The 15,721-nt window shown below is 46.7% G+C and carries 14 protein-coding genes; 5 read left to right on the top strand and 9 right to left on the bottom strand.

The genetic code is table 11. The annotated features are described in order from the left end of the window. Positions 1 to 66: 66 nt before the first annotated feature. Positions 67 to 417 (bottom strand): winged helix-turn-helix domain-containing protein, encoded by a 351-nt coding sequence (locus ACSSU7_RS10545; RefSeq protein ID WP_492516439.1) that lies wholly within the window; start codon positions 415 to 417, stop codon positions 67 to 69. A gap of 269 nt (positions 418 to 686) precedes the next feature. Between ACSSU7_RS10545 and ACSSU7_RS10540 the strand changes: the two genes are divergently transcribed. From ACSSU7_RS10540 to modC, 4 genes are read left to right on the top strand one after another with little or no spacing between them, the layout of a single operon-like run. Next, positions 687 to 2,162 carry an alginate export family protein gene (locus tag ACSSU7_RS10540; protein WP_492516438.1) on the top strand — a complete coding sequence of 492 codons (1,476 nt, stop codon included), beginning with the start codon at positions 687 to 689 and terminating at the stop codon, positions 2,160 to 2,162. Positions 2,163 to 2,190: 28 nt separating this feature from the next. Beyond that, positions 2,191 to 2,973, top strand: coding sequence for a molybdate ABC transporter substrate-binding protein (gene modA / locus ACSSU7_RS10535; RefSeq protein WP_492516437.1), 783 nt, complete (start codon positions 2,191 to 2,193; stop codon positions 2,971 to 2,973). A gap of 12 nt (positions 2,974 to 2,985) precedes the next feature. After that, a complete protein-coding gene (modB, locus tag ACSSU7_RS10530; RefSeq protein ID WP_492516436.1) occupies positions 2,986 to 3,696 on the top strand; it encodes a molybdate ABC transporter permease subunit in 711 nt (236 codons plus the stop codon). Further along, on the top strand, positions 3,689 to 4,327 hold the full coding sequence (gene modC, locus ACSSU7_RS10525; protein ID WP_492516435.1) for a molybdenum ABC transporter ATP-binding protein: 639 nt from the start codon (positions 3,689 to 3,691) through the stop codon (positions 4,325 to 4,327). Before modB ends, modC begins: the two co-directional genes overlap by 8 nt. Positions 4,328 to 4,385: 58 nt before the next feature. Here the strand turns inward: modC and ACSSU7_RS10520 are convergent, their stop codons facing one another. The 7 genes from ACSSU7_RS10520 to ACSSU7_RS10490 form a co-directional block, all read right to left on the bottom strand. Continuing rightward, entirely contained in the window at positions 4,386 to 5,264 is an 879-nt protein-coding gene (locus ACSSU7_RS10520) for a spore coat protein U domain-containing protein (RefSeq protein ID WP_492516434.1), read from the bottom strand. After that, entirely contained in the window at positions 5,261 to 7,663 is a 2,403-nt protein-coding gene (locus ACSSU7_RS10515; protein WP_492516433.1) for a fimbria/pilus outer membrane usher protein, read from the bottom strand. Before ACSSU7_RS10515 ends, ACSSU7_RS10520 begins: the two co-directional genes overlap by 4 nt. A 13-nt stretch (positions 7,664 to 7,676) precedes the next feature. Further along, positions 7,677 to 8,456, bottom strand: a complete 780-nt coding sequence (locus ACSSU7_RS10510; RefSeq protein WP_492516432.1) for a fimbrial biogenesis chaperone — start codon at positions 8,454 to 8,456, stop codon at positions 7,677 to 7,679. A gap of 30 nt (positions 8,457 to 8,486) precedes the next feature. After that, on the bottom strand, positions 8,487 to 8,897 hold the full coding sequence (locus tag ACSSU7_RS10505) for a hypothetical protein (protein WP_492516431.1): 411 nt from the start codon (positions 8,895 to 8,897) through the stop codon (positions 8,487 to 8,489). Between the two features lie 56 nt (positions 8,898 to 8,953). Beyond that, positions 8,954 to 9,454 carry a spore coat protein U domain-containing protein gene (locus ACSSU7_RS10500; RefSeq protein ID WP_492516430.1) on the bottom strand — a complete coding sequence of 167 codons (501 nt, stop codon included), beginning with the start codon at positions 9,452 to 9,454 and terminating at the stop codon, positions 8,954 to 8,956. A gap of 317 nt (positions 9,455 to 9,771) precedes the next feature. Then, entirely contained in the window at positions 9,772 to 10,266 is a 495-nt protein-coding gene (locus ACSSU7_RS10495) for a single-stranded DNA-binding protein (RefSeq protein WP_492516429.1), read from the bottom strand. 2 nt (positions 10,267 to 10,268) lie between these two features. Beyond that, positions 10,269 to 11,672, bottom strand: a complete 1,404-nt coding sequence (locus ACSSU7_RS10490; protein WP_492516428.1) for an MFS transporter — start codon at positions 11,670 to 11,672, stop codon at positions 10,269 to 10,271. A gap of 247 nt (positions 11,673 to 11,919) precedes the next feature. On the opposite strand from ACSSU7_RS10490, the gene uvrA reads away from it, so the two are divergent. Further along, complete coding sequence (gene uvrA / locus ACSSU7_RS10485; RefSeq protein WP_492516427.1) at positions 11,920 to 14,733, top strand: excinuclease ABC subunit UvrA; 2,814 nt, start codon at positions 11,920 to 11,922, stop codon at positions 14,731 to 14,733. A gap of 115 nt (positions 14,734 to 14,848) precedes the next feature. Here uvrA and ACSSU7_RS10480 read toward each other — a convergent pair whose 3' ends face one another. After that, entirely contained in the window at positions 14,849 to 15,676 is an 828-nt protein-coding gene (locus tag ACSSU7_RS10480; RefSeq protein WP_492516426.1) for an HDOD domain-containing protein, read from the bottom strand. Positions 15,677 to 15,721 lie beyond the last annotated feature (45 nt).

Here is a 15,721-nt window from a genome sequence, read left to right as displayed (position 1 = left end):
TAACTGCAACGCTATAATTAACAATGCATGGCGTTAAACAATTTCAAGCAAGTAGTCGCTTTGTGTCTATTCCGGCTGCTTGAGATGGGCACTAATAAAGGCAAGCTCCTGTACTGAAGCCGCTTGGGATTTAGCAATTAAGGCATGATAGCTTTCCAGCACTTTAACACCAAACTCAGTTAGCTTAGCCCCACCACCGTGGCTACCACCCACACTGCTCGAAACCAACGGCTGATCAAAGCACTTGTTCACTTCATCCACCAGATCCCAAGCACGGCGGTAAGACATTTTCATTTGCTTAGCCGCGGCTGAGATAGAGCCGCATTCGTCGATTAGGGCTAAGAGCTCAGCTTTTCCTGGCCCCATCGCGGTTGCAGGCCCATTAGATATTCTAATTTTGATCTGATTATTTAGCATATGGATAATTATAGTGCCTAAAAAATTAAAATCATCAACCCATTACTTTAATTGTGGCCTTGTAGCCATATTGAATACGTAAATAATTATGACGAAGCTTTCGCTATATTCATTGAAACATAACGATGTTTGTGATTAAATTGCGTTTTCTTAAAAAATCACAACAATTCACCCAGATGAAAAACTTTTCTAACTTCGCCACACTCAGCCCATTTCGCACCCGGTCATATACTAGTGTTTTTTGCGCGCCCATTTTATTAGCTGCCAGCATGCAATACGCATCCGCAGCGGAGAACAGCAATGGCTCATATTATGTAGAGCGTAAAAGCTATGGCACTTCATTAGAAACAGAACCGCCAAAATACGTAAAACAGCTTAATAAAACATGGTTAAAAGATGTAAACGGCCTTGAGGATGTTAGCTGGCTGGACATAGGGTTAGACCACCGCATTCGATACGAGCACCGTGACAATGACTTTAGACGCGCTAAAGACGTGATTGATGACCCAATCTTACTCAGGACACGCGCCTATGTTGGCATCAAAGATATTTTAGACCCACTACGTTTTGCAGTGGAGCTTGGCGATGCCAGACGCAACCATAGCCAATTCAGCCGTGAGTACGACACGCGTGACGTTAACCAAGGTGAAGTAGTGCAGGCTTACCTTGAGCTATTTTTTAAAGAGACGCCATTAGGTAAAGATGAATTAGGCAACAATCGCCCGATTAGCATTAAAGTTGGTCGCCAAGCACTAGAGCAAGGCGATAAAAGGCTAGTAGCTCGCAATGGCTACCGTAATACCACCAATAACTTTGAAGGCGTGCGTGCCATCATCGGCCAGCAAAGCAACGACTGGCAATTAGAAACCTTTGCATTCAAACCTGTGCAACGCTTTACGGTGCAAGCAGACGAAGATAACGATGCGCAACATTTTTATGGCGCGTTAGGCAACTGGAGAAGATGGTCTCAAGTCATTAACTTGCAGCCTTATTACTATCTGTTAAAACAAGACGGTGACAAAGTTAAATATGACCTTAATGGCCGCGATGAAACAATTGCAACCCGCAGAATTGACCGCACAATTCATACCGCGGGCTTACGTGCATACGGCGTGTTAGGAAAAACCGGCTGGGATTACGATACCAATTACGTTAAACAATGGGGTGAGCAAGACACCAGCCTGACCAATAAAACAAAAATCGACCATGACGCCTATGCTTACAATGCAGAGCTGGGCTATACGTTTGACCAATCGTGGAAACCTAGGTTAAGTGGCTTCTATGGCGTAGCAACTGGCGATAAAAGCTCCACTGACAAAAAAAACCAGCGCTTTGAACGCCTGTTTGGCTTCGCACGTCCATGGTCTAACAGCGACACCATGGAAATGTCCAACATACGTGCAACCAAGCTAAGAGTAGAGTTTGACCCTAAAGTTAGCTTTATCAAAAACCTGAAAATTGACGCTGGCTACAACTGGTACCGCCTAGAAAGCGACACCGACAGCTGGGGCCCAGCAACACTGCGCGACACTAAAGGCCTGAGTGGTAGCGACATTGGCGAAGAGTTCGACATCACGGCGCGCTTCCCGATTAATAGTCAAATCTACACCTCGATTGGTTATGCGCACTTTATGGCAGGTAACTTCACGAAAAATGCCACCCAAATTGCCAGCAATAAAAACGACCCAACACGCAGAGATGATTCAGACTATCTGTACGTGCAATTTGAAATCAGCGCTTTTTAAAACACTCACATAAGACTTGGAGTTTATTATGATGCAATTTAATCGATACTTAAAACTAGCAATTGTCAGCATTTTCTTAGTGTTAGCCCCTAGCCTGAGCGCTGCAGAAAACAAAGATGCTATTGTGGTATTTGCAGCGGCCAGCCTGACCAACGCCATCAATGAAATCTCAGCAAATTACGAGCAAGAGAAAGGCGCGCAAATTAAAACATCGTTTGCAGCATCTTCTGCGCTTGCAAAGCAAATCGAAAATGGCGCACCCGCAGATATATTTATCTCTGCGGACACCAAATGGATGAATTATTTAAAAGATAAGCATGCGCTAAAAGACAGCACGGTATCCAACTTGCTGACTAACCACCTTGTGCTCATTGCCCCCTTGGGCAAGCGCTTTGATGTTACCATGCAAAAATCTTTCGACTTTTTTGGCGCGTTCAATGGCAAGCTTTGTACGGGAGAAATGGCATCAGTACCAGTCGGCATCTATGCGAAGCAAGCGCTAACTTCGCTCGCTTGGCTGGATGCAGGACAATCTAGGATTGTAGGCACGCAAGATGTACGCGCTGCACTGACCTTGGTGGAACGTGCCGAGTGTGCCGTTGGCATTGTGTATGAAACCGATGCAAAAATATCAGGCAAGGTTGAAGTTATCGCGACCTTTCCAGATAATACGCATGAGCCAATTTTGTACCCGCTATCACTCACTAAAGATGCAAGCGCAAAGTCTGCAGACTTTTATGAATATTTAAAATCAGATAAGGCAAAAGTTATTTTTACTAAGTACGGTTTTGCGTTCTTAGGAAAGAAATAGCACACAAATTAAATGTTGGAGTTTTTAAATTTCACGCCTGCCGAAATCACCATACTACTGCTATCGTTAAAGGTAGCAGTATGTTGCGTGATAGTCATCATTACCCCTGCAATTGCGGTGGCATGGCTACTTGCCAGAAAGTCGTTTCTAGGCAAGTCATTGTTAGACAGCCTGATTCATCTCCCGCTGGTATTACCGCCTGTGGTACCGGGCTATCTACTATTACTCCTATTCGGCAACAGCGGCCTAATTGGCAAGTTTCTAAATGAACACTTTGGCTTTAGCCTAGCTTTTACTTGGATGGGTGCTGTCGTTGCATCAGCAGTGATGGCATTCCCCCTCATGGTGCGTTCAATCAGGTTAGCAATTTCCCATGTAGACCGTCGTCTAGAGCTGGCAGCCCAATCACTGGGCGCACGCCCGCTTAGCGTGTTTTTCACGGTTACACTGCCCTTATCCATGCCAGGCATCATTACTGGCCTCATTTTGGCGTTTAGCCGTAGCATGGGCGAGTTCGGCGCAACGATAACCTTTGTGGGCAATATCGAAAATGAGACACGCACCCTACCGCTCGCCATTTACTCGCTCACACAAACACCAGACGGCGATTTCGCCGCATTACGTTTAGTCATCATCAGCATGACACTGGCACTAGGCGCGCTGATGATTAGCGATAGACTAGAGCGTAAAGCGAGTCAGCAGATTGGGCATGGCCATGATTGAAGTCGCCGCAAAGCTTAAACGCCAAGATTTCGAGCTAGATGTATCGCTGCAACTAAATCAACGCGTGACAGCGCTCTTTGGGCCATCAGGCTCTGGCAAGAGCACTTTGCTCAACGTGATTGCTGGTATTAGCAAACCGGATCAAGGCAAAGTAGTCGTGAACGGAGAAACGGTATTTGACCATGAAAGAAAAATCAACAAGCCGATTCATCAACGCAGGATAGGCTTAGTGTTTCAGGATGCACGCTTATTTCCGCATTTAAACGTAGAGCACAATTTGCGCTACCCACTGAAATTCATTCCTGCGCATGAACAGCAGTTTCATTTAAAGGATATCGTCAATTTACTGGAAATTGAAACCTTACTAAAACGCACTACGCACCAACTATCTGGCGGCGAGAAACAGCGCGTGGCACTTGGCCGTGCGCTCCTTAGCTCACCTAGGTTACTCATGCTAGATGAGCCCATGGCGTCTTTGGATGAGTCTTTAAAGAGCCAGATTCTGCCGTTTTTAAAAAAAGTGGCAGACGAAATTAACATCCCGATGATTTACATCAGCCACTCCAAGGATGAAATTATGCAGATCACCAATAACGTGGTTTACATCAACGCAGGAAAAATTGTCACTTAATTCATTACGCCAGCCCGTACAGCCACTTATACATTGTCTAGTAACATTTCTAGCGCCTCTAGTAAGTGATAGTCAATACTCTCGGATCTGAGGCGTTACAACTTGTAGCGCTGCAAGTCCCTGCTTGATTGGCTGGCATGTTGCCAGATATGGTCTGCGTCTGACCTGGGCCAGTGCCAGAACTACTGCTAGCACTCAGCGACAGCGAATAATTCAAACCTGCTACTACCCCTGTATTTGCATCTAGCGACAAGGTGTAACTCAGTTGCGGCGTGCAGTTCAGTACTACATTCGCCGGAGTTGCTGCCAGTGCAGTATTTCTAAATGCCACATAAGTACCAAAAGCAACATTACCGATGCTAGTGACTAGGCATACGGCAGGATTAGTAACGGTAACGAGAAAAGTGTTGCTGATGGTTTTGGTGGTATTCAGCACGACAATAGGATCGGTGTAAGTCACCGTCATGGTCACGGTATCATTGTAAGTACCAACCGGCACCTGCTGATTGATAGGAATACACGCCCAGTAATTGATGGTGACAGAGTAGTTAGTGTTGGAGTTAGTCATGGTTAACCGGCCGGTGATAGGACTAGATAAAGACCACGCGGTACTCGGGCAGGCGCTGCCCTGGTAGGTTTCATACTGAATAACATTGGCACCGGCCTGTGCCCGGTTCTGCGCCCCAGATGCATGGACACCATCGTCAGCGGCTATCGAATAATCTGTATAGTTAACTATCTCCAACGTACCACGGCTACAAGTCAGCGTAAGGCTAGATTGCGTGACATTAGGTGTGGCCGCGTTCGGTGTATGCGTAGTAGAAAGTCCGCTTGAAGTGATGCTGCAAGACACTGCGAATGCGGACGATGCATACAGGCAAAGTGCGCATATCAATAATAAACCTAACCAATAGTGCTTGAACTGTGATGTGATCATCTGGCAACTCCATTACACGTTAACGGACCTAAACGCGGAATTTCATCAGGCTTTTCAGGTGGCAAACTCACCTCAAATTTACATTGTTGTTCATTCCAATTAAGTATGACGCTATTGCTGCTTTGCAAGCCGGTTACAAAAGCCTCCCCACGGCGAGCAACATAGAACTCCTGCGCATCACCCTCAATCTTAACGATAGCGCCTGATGGCGCCACATCACTATCGTTCAGTACAATTTTCAGCATAGCCCCGCGACCGCTACGTACTGGGAACTTAGCTTTCACGCCACTACGCCATGCTGGTACTACCTCTTTTTCCAGATTATCTACTTCAGCACTAATCGGCAGGTTTTGTGGATTCACACGTATATAGTTATTTTGATAAGCGGCCAGATGCGGTAAGAACGCCACCCCACTTTTGTCGGTCTTACTCTGCGATGCATTACCTAAGCCTACACCTACATCGGCATAATCTTTCACTTCAACCAGCGCAAAGCTATCTGTTAAACGCTGTGCGGCAAAAGCGTGACCATCGGTAATAATCAGTGCGCCATTGGCACCCAGACGCGTTGCATTCTGATTAGGTGTGGCGCTAAAGTCTGCAGTTAATATGCCATGTTGACCATAGTAATAAGCGCCAACTTCATTACGTGCATGATTCTGCTGCTGCCCAGTCAATACACGCCAACCCAGATTTTGGTCGACGCTTGGGTTTTGCGAGTAAGTAGCGTAAAAATCGGTTTGCGAACTGTGTCTATTGGCATATAAGTTAGCCAGACGATGGTTATCCAATGGAACGATGAAGGTGGCCCCAACCGAATAGCTATTGAGGCTTGAGGTACGCGCTTCGCTGGCATTCAATACCAGCGTACTGGCTTTACCCACACGTATGGAGTAGTTGCCGGATAATGTCGTCACACTGGGGCGGTCATATTGCGCTATTTTGGCGTAACCGAAACCAAAACTGCCGAAACGATTGGTGGCATAGCTGACATTGCCAGCCAGTTGCAACTTGGTCGGTTTGAAGCGTTCATTCTGCCCTAGCTCCCTAAAGTCTTGTGTAGCGCCTTGGGCTTCAAATGATGCACCAAAGCGCAATGCCTGGCGTTGTATGCCAAGCAACCATTGAGCACCAGCGCCATGAAATTTATCATGGCTAGCAGTGAGTGCAGTCTTACCTAATAACTGGAACGGCAATGCTTCAACAGCACCTATTTGCAATAATGCAGAATCCTTGGTAATTGCGGTTCTGTTTTCCAAAGTAAGCTGATTGCTAATGCCACGACGCCACAAACCGCTTACAAAGCCAGGTCCATAATTGGCATTCTCGGCGCCCAGTTCACGCCGGACACTACCAATTGCAACACTCCAGTCATGTAGGCCAGGGGCTAATAACTGGCTATCTGTGAAGAATGATTGCTGGATTACCGTTTCACGTCCCAACAAATCACGCACCACCACGCGGGCATCGCCGCTACCGGTCAATATCGGAAAATTGTTGATACTGAATGGCCCAGTAGGCACATTTGAAACTTGGCGCAACACATCATTAACATACAATTCTACGGTAGAGGGTGCTGCAGACAAGCCGGACAGTGCCGGCAATGGCTGGCTCACATAGCCCGGTGTCAGGCTGAAATTGGTACCGTATTTAATACCACCGAAATAGACATTCCGCCCCAACAATCCCATACGGGTACTGGTGTCGCCTAGTTGTAATGTCTCGTTACGGTCAGGGAAGTCTTTGGTGAATGTGGTTTCCAGCCGTATTAATTGACTTTTGTGCCCCTGCCATTCGTCACGGGTTAGATTACGTGCGCTTAAACTATTAGTTAATACGCCCCAGTTATTGGAGAGGCCTATCTCTGCTAGTGCGCTCAAGTTTTCAGTGGAAGGAGCTGCGCGTAAATCAATCCGGTTGTAACTGACATCGTAATTAAGGAATGCACTAGGTAATACCGGGCTAACCACCGGGCTTTTAGGTACACCATTATCTAAACGGGTCGTAGCAAAAGACTGCGGTGCAAATAACAGCTCTATAGACTGGTTGGCAAAGTCAATTTTTGCTTTATAACCAGACACGGCATCCAACGGCCAAAATGACTGACCTTTGAACTCGATAGGTTGTGCGGTTTTATTGACGATGATCCTCCAGTCATCCAGCGCTTCACGCTGCACATACAAAACTCCGGCTTGCTCTACGAATAACCATGTGCCGACTTCGCTACCATTTACCATTACCTCCATAGACAAGAGGTTCTGGCTAAGTGTTTTGGCCAACATCAATGACGGATATTGTGTGCTCTCGGCTGCCATACTAACTGGAGTTGCACCAGCAGGCCTGCTTGCGCCAATTAGCAATGCAAAGAAACAGATAAAGCTATGTGCAGGATAGCTCAAACCGCGGCCTGATTTAGTTGGCTATGCTTACGTCATACTCATGCTTGCTGGCATCATCTAATACCACCGCGATTCTGGCTTTACCAGTAGGTAATTGGCCCGCGCTGGCCTTGGTCTTTTCGGAAGGCTTCAATTGGAAACTACGTTTGCTGCCAGGGAGCAGATAAGCACCAGAATCCTCTATTGCGATCAAGGTGCCATCTTTTGTCTCTAAGTTGATTTGCGTAGGATGAACATGAGCTTTGCCGGTGTTCTCACATACTACAATTAGGCTGCCGGCGCCCAGCTCGCAAACCAATTGGGGTTTGACGTTTGGCGGAGTGATAAATACAGGCATGGAAAAGGCTAAAGCAATCTGCAGTTGCAAATCTTGCTTGGCAGATTTTGCTTCTGGAATCTCCCGCACGATCATGCGGTAAGTTAATTGCTCACCCGATTTAGCTGGAGTAAGTCTAGCTAAACGTACAACTTGTCGGGAGTTTGGAGCCAGTTTGATGATAGGGGGCGACAGAAATATATCTTCCGTTAAGGTCAGCTCATCTTCGCCGTTCGGTTTCTGTTTCCATGTATACAGGTCGGCCTGCATCACTAGCGGCTCGTCGCCATCATTGGTAATGGTCACGGCAACCGCACGATCTTTAGGCTCCATGTAAATGCGTACCGGGGTGACAGAAAATACCCCAGCATATGCGTTTAGACTAATCAGAAATAAACCTAATATGGTGCCTAAAATAAACCTTGTGAGAATAAACCTATTAAAATGGTCGATAATTTCTGTAGAGGAGATTTTCATTATTGTTTCCCTCGATCAGTTAATAATTGATTACCAGTTGATAAGAATTTCCAGATAATCGCGGTCGGTTAAATTAATAAGACGCCAGCTAGTGGCAGTACCTGTGCCAGCATGGCTATTCATCACACCCAATTGATTGCTACCGCGGTTCGCTTGAAACACATAGCGATAAGCACCACCATGTATAGGGCTGAATGACTGCTCTGTGCCTCCTGATTCTATATTCACGACTGCGCCAGTTGCACATACCACAGTAAAGGTTGCGCCAAATGCTTCAGGACGATTGCTAGTCTGGCAAAAAGCTGAGTTAGACTGATTCGCGATCGCCGGTGGTGTATTACTACCCCCTTGCAAGTTAACCGTTACATTAACCCCTCTGCTGGCCTGCGCTGCACAGGCCAGAGTCGGCCATGTGCTACACGTAGCACATAAGGCTAGCATCGTTACTGAGCTACACAACTTGCAGCAAGCACAAAGCATGCTCTGACCTGAAAGCACTAGTAATTTACGGTTAAGGTTCTAACCTGCGTTTGCGTTCCAGAGGAAGTTATCCCGGCTTGGCTGGCTGGCATGCTACCCGTAATAGAATATGGGCGAGAGTCTGCGGTACCAATACTGGATGCAGTAGCTGCATTTCCTGAAGTGATTGAGCCTGGGGTGGCAGTAATATCATACTGCAGCCCGGAAATGATGCCCGCACCTACAGCATTAGTTGCTGCAGCTGCGGCAGTAGATCCAGGAGCGGCGGTATCAAAGTTTGCTGTCACACCTGTTAAGCCACGTGTGCAAGTCAATGTTGCTGTAGTAGAAGTAGCCGTTTGCGTACCAGCCTGAAAAGCAGTGTAGGTGCCAAATGCCAAGTCACCGACAACGCCCATGGTGCACACAGAGGTCAAGGTAACGGTGACATTAAAATTGCCGGCCACACTGGCGGAGAGAGCAGGTTTTGTTGCGAAGATTAACGAGGTAGAAGCTAACGCTATTAATATCTTTTTCATATGCACCTTTCCAGAATGCAGTATGCGCAATAGAGTTAAAACTACCTAAGAGCCATCTCCTGTTGCGTATACATATTAATAAAACTGTTGTAAAAATTAACAAAGTTAAAAAATGAAAACACAATAGTAATGACTTCTTTAATACACAAACCCTTGATAAGAACTTGATAAAAGCAGAAAAGGTTTGTAATTCCCTATTTTTGGATTGGGGAAATTGCCACCATACTAGCTCATTAAAAATAAGATGTAAACAAGAAAAAACCCCATTAAATTATTAGGTTAATGGGGTTTGTTTACACTTTCATCTCAGGTAGACCTCAGAACGGAATATCATCCTCAAAATCATCAAAACCAGAACCACTGGTTGCAGGTTTAGCTGCCGGCGCTTGCCTTGCCTGACCTTGGCTAGGCGCTTGGTTATAATCACTGTCGCTGCCTTGGTCCATGCCGCCATCATAACTAGCATTTGAACCACCGCCATCACGACCACCCAGCATTTGCATTTGGTCTGCAATAATTTCAGTCGTGTAACGGTCTTGGCCTTCTTTAGTTTGCCATTTACGTGTTTGCAAACGACCCTCTACATACACCGGACGACCTTTTTTCAGGTACTCGCCTGCGATTTCTGCCAGTTTGCGATACATCACAATATTGTGCCACTCAGTACGCTCTTGCTTGGCACCTGATTTATCTTTCCAGCTATCGGTTGTTGCAATACTGAAGTTACATACGGCCTCGCCATTTGGCATATAGCGCACTTCTGGGTCGCGACCAAGATTACCAACCAATATCACTTTATTTACTGATGCCATGTTTATCCTCTCAACAATTGATACACTTGGGCGTCATCCCAATCATACGATTTATCTATCTTCAATATCACAGTGCGCTCTTGCGGCAACACTGCGGCTTCTATTACGCCAGCCAGCTTAGTGAGACTGCTTCGCACGCTCGCCGCTACTTCTGCTGTCATTTGGTCAGCAGACGCTTCCATGGTGTACATTTTGGTTCTAACCGCTAACGGCGCTTGCATTGAAAACGCTAATAATAGCCATAAAAACATCATCATGCCACAAAATATAAATACACTTGCAAAGCCGTAAACATGCGAAAGGTAGCCTCCCAATGCACCGCCCACAAAAATCCCTAAAGACTGCGCAGTATTATAAACACCCATCGCGGTACCCTTGGCGGCAGCCGGTGCAATTTTGCTGATTAACGATGGCAGTGAAGCCTCTAACACGTTAAAAGCCACAAAATAAACGGTGAGTGAGGCAACAATTCCCCAGAAGTAATGTATCGACACTGAAAACATCAATTGCGCCACCAACATCATGGCAATCGCAATCACAAACACAAGCTTCATTTGGGATTGCTTTTCAGCATAAATAATCGCTGGCACCATGAGCACGAAGGATGCTAACACGATAGGTAAATAGATTTGCCAATGCTGGTTTTCATGCATCCCACTGGCGCTTACAATCGCAAACGGTACCACAACAAACATCGCCATTTGCGCTGCATGCAAGGCAAAAATGCCATAATTCAAACGCAACAGTTGTTTATTCTTGAGCACGTCTTTTAGTCTGGCCGGTGTGGCACTGGCATCAGAGTGGTAATGGCTATGCACTGGATCTGGCACCACAAAACGTACCACGGCAATGGCCGCCAAGGTCAACACGCCAGTCAGCGCAAAAATACCCGGCACGCCAATCCATTGATTCAAAATTGGGCCACCAACCAATGACACAGAGAACGCAACACCTATCGTTACACCTATCGTGGCCATAGCCTTGGTGCGATGTTCGTCGCGCGTTAAATCCGCGACCAAAGCCGTAACTACGGCAGAAACGGCACCAGCCCCCTGTAAAGCACGGCCAATAATAATGCCTTCAATACTGCCAGCTAAGGCCGCAACCAAACTGCCGATAGCAAAAATAGCCAGGCCCAGATAAATCATCGGCTTGCGGCCGTATTTATCAGAGGCCATGCCAAATGGTAATTGTAGTAAAGCTTGGGTTAGCCCATAGGCGCCTAACGCCAGCCCCACCATAAAGCTACTAGGCTTACCAGGCAAGGTTGATGCGTAAATAGCAAAAATCGGTAAAATCAAAAACATACCAAACATGCGCAAGCCATAGATAGAGGCTAAACTCAAAGTCGCACGGGTTTCTGCCGGGGTCATTTTTTCTGATGAGAGATGATGCGGTGATGACATGAAAAATAATTAAGCTAATTGCGTAAAAGTAGGTATATTAGCAGGTTGCCTTAATGTTAACCTGAATGTTTCATAAAATTGCATACGGTCAATTGCCCATTTTATAGCATGCAGCGTTTGCTGGCATGGCTCATGGGCCAAAACACCACCTCTTTCACAAACTTTACCTACATCATAAAATACTGCGTGAGCACACGGCTATTTTATCAGACACGCAGGTGAGTAAAAGTACAATGGATTTAGCTATATGGATTTAATTCGCATTCGCGGTGCGCGCACGCATAATTTAAAGAATATTTCTCTGGATATTCCACGTAATCAACTGGTTGTGATTACTGGCTTATCTGGTTCCGGTAAATCTTCACTTGCTTTTGACACCTTATATGCAGAAGGTCAGCGGCGTTATGTAGAATCGCTTTCCGCCTACGCACGCCAGTTTCTGGCACGTATGGACAAGCCCGATGTTGATTTGATTGAGGGCTTGTCGCCAGCGATTTCGATTGAGCAAAAATCCACCTCGCACAACCCACGCTCTACCGTAGGCACCGTGACCGAGATCCATGATTACCTGCGTTTGTTATATGCACGTGCTGGCGATCCAGAATGCCCTGAGCATGGCATCAAACTAGAGGCGCAAACGGTCAGCCAAATGGTTGATAGCGTATTGGCATTACCTGAAGATACAAAACTCATGATATTGGCGCCTGTGGTTTCCAACCGCAAAGGTGAGCAAATTGATCTGTTTGAAGAACTGAAGGCACAAGGCTTTGTCAGACTGCGTGTGGACGGCAAAATCTATGAAGTGGATGCCTTGCCGCAACTAGCCAAAACCACCAAGCATAATGTCGATGTTGTGATTGACCGCATCAAAGTCAAGCCAGACATGAAACAGCGTATCGCAGAGTCATTTGAAACTGCATTACGCTTAGCTGATGGCAAGGCGATTGCGGTAGAAATGGATACCGACAAAGAACTGCTGTTCTCAGCCAAGTTCTCATGCCCTGTATGTGACTACTCACTTGCAGAATTAGAGCCGCGCCTATTCTCTTTCAATAACCCAATGGGCGCATGCCCCACTTGTGATGGTTTAGGCAACATCAATTTCTTTGACCCGAAACGCGTGGTTGCCTTTCCGCATTTATCACTAGCTTCAGGCGCGATTAAAGGCTGGGACAAGCGTAACCAGTTTTATTTCCAGATGCTGGCTAGCCTAGCAGCGCATTACCAATTTGACTTAGACACAACCTTTGAACAACTGCCCGAGCCGATTCAAAAAATACTGCTCAACGGCAGCGGTAAAGAGGAAATCCCGTTTAAATACCTAAACGAACGTGGTGTGTTTTACCAAAAAATCCACACGTTTGAAGGTATTTTAAATAACCTGCAGCGCCGCTATCACGAAACAGACTCACAAACTGTACGTGAAGAATTGGCAAAATATCTTAACTCACAAAGCTGCCCGGACTGTGCAGGCACACGCTTACGCAAAGAAGCGCGCCACGTAAAAGTGGGTAACAAAAATATCCACGAAGTGTGCCAAGTGCCGCTAAAGTTAGCACTTACTTTCTTTGATTCGCTTGAATTGACAGGCGCAAAACTAGCAATTGCAGATAAGATCGTTAAAGAGATTAGCAATCGTCTAAAGTTTTTAACCAATGTTGGGCTAGAGTATTTATCACTGTCACGCTCGGCGGAAACGCTCTCTGGCGGTGAAGCACAACGCATCAGGCTCGCATCACAAATCGGCAGCGGCTTAACTGGCGTGATGTATGTATTAGATGAGCCATCAATTGGCTTACATCAACGCGACAACGACCGCTTACTCGACACACTCAAACGCTTACGCGATATTGGCAACAGCGTTATTGTGGTTGAGCACGACCAAGATGCGATTATGGCTGCAGATTATGTGGTCGACATTGGCCCTGGTGCAGGCGAGCATGGCGGACGCATTGTGGCAGAAGGTACCCCTGCCGAAATTAAAGAAAATATCAACTCTGTTACCGGTGAATATTTAAGCGGTAAACGCCAAATCACTTATAACAAAAAACGCACAGCACCAGACCCAGAGCGCTGGCTCACCATGAGCCATGCTACCGGCAACAATCTGAAGGACGTAACCTTAAAGCTACCGGTTGGCTTACTCAGTTGCATCACTGGGGTATCTGGCAGCGGCAAGTCTACCTTGATTAACGATACGTTATATCGCATCGTTGCACAGCATCTGTACGGCAGCAGCACCGAACCTGCACCTTACGGCGAAATCGACGGTTTAGCATTCTTTGATAAAGTGGTCGACGTGGACCAAAGCCCGATTGGCCGCACCCCACGCTCCAACCCGGCCACCTACACTGGCTTATTTACACCGATTCGCGATTTATTCGCTGGCGTACCGGAAAGCCGTGCGCGCGGTTACGGCCCAGGCCGCTACTCATTTAACGTAAAAGGCGGGCGTTGCGAAGCATGCCAAGGCGATGGCGTATTACGCGTAGAAATGCATTTCTTGCCCGATGTTTACGTGCCATGTGATGTTTGTAAAGGCCAACGTTACAACCGTGAAACGCTAGAAATTCAGTTCAAAGGTAAGAACATCCATGAAATTCTAGGGATGACCGTAGAGCAAGCCCACGCCTTTTTCAGTGCACAGCCTGTGATTTCCAGAAAACTGCAAACCTTGCTTGATGTAGGTTTAGGCTACATTACACTAGGACAAAGCGCGACTACGCTATCTGGCGGCGAGGCACAGCGCGTGAAGCTTGCGCTGGAGCTAAGCAAGCGCGATACGGGACGCACGCTTTATATTCTAGATGAGCCAACCACCGGCTTACACTTTGCCGACATTCAATTATTGCTAGATGTGATTCACCGCCTACGCGACGCAGGCAATACCATTGTGATTATTGAACATAACCTGGATGTGATTAAAACCGCGGACTGGATTGTAGACATGGGTCCAGAAGGCGGCGATGGCGGCGGCATGGTGATTGCTGAAGGCACCCCTGAAGAAGTCGCCAAAAGCGATGTTAGCTACACGGCTAAATATCTAAAACTGATGCTTTAAACAGGCTGCACACTAAAAAGCGCTGATTAAAATACGTCACTACATTTTAATCAGCGCTTCAAAATGAATACTAGCTTTAGCCCCTCAAACCGGCGGCAATGCCGAAACTGCAGAACTAAATCATCGCATTGGCTTCTTGCAACAACTCACGATAACGCTCAACCGACGCCAGCCAAGTCTCCTCGCTGAACTTCAAGCGCTGAGTCACTTCCGCATTTAAAGCAAATACTGTGGTATTGACATCATCGCCACGCACCAACCCTTGCGCAATCTGCACCGCGATATAAACCACAGGCGCAATTCCGCAAGCATTTTTATCCAGTGGCGTCGCGTAGTAATGCAATGCGCGTGAAATTTCGGACGGAAATCCCCAGCGTAGCGCAAGCTCCTCGCCAATCTGGCAATGATCAAAACCGATCACATCACGCTCCACCAAGCATCGCTTTTCTGTGCCGGCATCCACACATAAAGCACTCACCTCACTAGACATTGCGGGAGACACCAAATGCAGCAATAAATCACCAATGTTATGCAATAGCCCAGCGATATACGCCACCTCAGCATCTAGCCCCAACTGCTTGGCAATGTCACGGCTGATACTAGCGGCAACCAGACTATGGCGCCAGAATCTTTTTAAATCCAAACCTGGCACATTAACAATAGCGCCAGTCACACCACTGGCAATCACTAAAGAGCTAAGCTTAGCCAAGCCTAAAATGGCGACCGCATCGTCGATATTTTTAACAGCACGCGTCACACCATAAAATGATGAGTTGGCCATTTTCAGCACCTTGGCGGCAATAACTGCATCTTGCTTAATTACGCTCGCCAGCTGATTAATATCAACATCATCATTACTGAGTAGCTGCATCACCTCTTGCACCACCTTAGGCAGGCTAGGTAAGTTAACAATCGAATTAAAAAAATCCTCTAGTGACTGCATACGCCCTTCCTTTTATCACGGATGATAATGCCTCAGATGCACATC

Source organism: Methylotenera sp. E1MeOHC1 (genome assembly GCF_058745595.1).
The sequence above is the reverse complement of the archived record's forward strand: the minus strand, read 5'-3'. Positions and strand labels throughout refer to the sequence as shown.

Bases quoted from the DNA above. Each gene is read 5' to 3' on its own strand.
- ACSSU7_RS10545 (WP_492516439.1), bottom strand. From the start codon at position 417: ATGCTAAATAATCAGATCAAAATTAGAATATCTAATGGGCCTGCAACC.
- ACSSU7_RS10540 (WP_492516438.1), top strand. From the start codon at position 687: ATGCAATACGCATCCGCAGCGGAGAACAGCAATGGCTCATATTATGTA.
- modA (WP_492516437.1), top strand. From the start codon at position 2,191: ATGATGCAATTTAATCGATACTTAAAACTAGCAATTGTCAGCATTTTC.
- modB (WP_492516436.1), top strand. From the start codon at position 2,986: ATGTTGGAGTTTTTAAATTTCACGCCTGCCGAAATCACCATACTACTG.
- modC (WP_492516435.1), top strand. From the start codon at position 3,689: ATGATTGAAGTCGCCGCAAAGCTTAAACGCCAAGATTTCGAGCTAGAT.
- ACSSU7_RS10520 (WP_492516434.1), bottom strand. From the start codon at position 5,264: ATGATCACATCACAGTTCAAGCACTATTGGTTAGGTTTATTATTGATA.
- ACSSU7_RS10510 (WP_492516432.1), bottom strand. From the start codon at position 8,456: ATGAAAATCTCCTCTACAGAAATTATCGACCATTTTAATAGGTTTATT.
- ACSSU7_RS10505 (WP_492516431.1), bottom strand. From the start codon at position 8,897: ATGCTAGCCTTATGTGCTACGTGTAGCACATGGCCGACTCTGGCCTGT.
- ACSSU7_RS10500 (WP_492516430.1), bottom strand. From the start codon at position 9,454: ATGAAAAAGATATTAATAGCGTTAGCTTCTACCTCGTTAATCTTCGCA.
- ACSSU7_RS10495 (WP_492516429.1), bottom strand. From the start codon at position 10,266: ATGGCATCAGTAAATAAAGTGATATTGGTTGGTAATCTTGGTCGCGAC.
- ACSSU7_RS10490 (WP_492516428.1), bottom strand. From the start codon at position 11,672: ATGTCATCACCGCATCATCTCTCATCAGAAAAAATGACCCCGGCAGAA.
- uvrA (WP_492516427.1), top strand. From the start codon at position 11,920: ATGGATTTAATTCGCATTCGCGGTGCGCGCACGCATAATTTAAAGAAT.
- ACSSU7_RS10480 (WP_492516426.1), bottom strand. From the start codon at position 15,676: ATGCAGTCACTAGAGGATTTTTTTAATTCGATTGTTAACTTACCTAGC.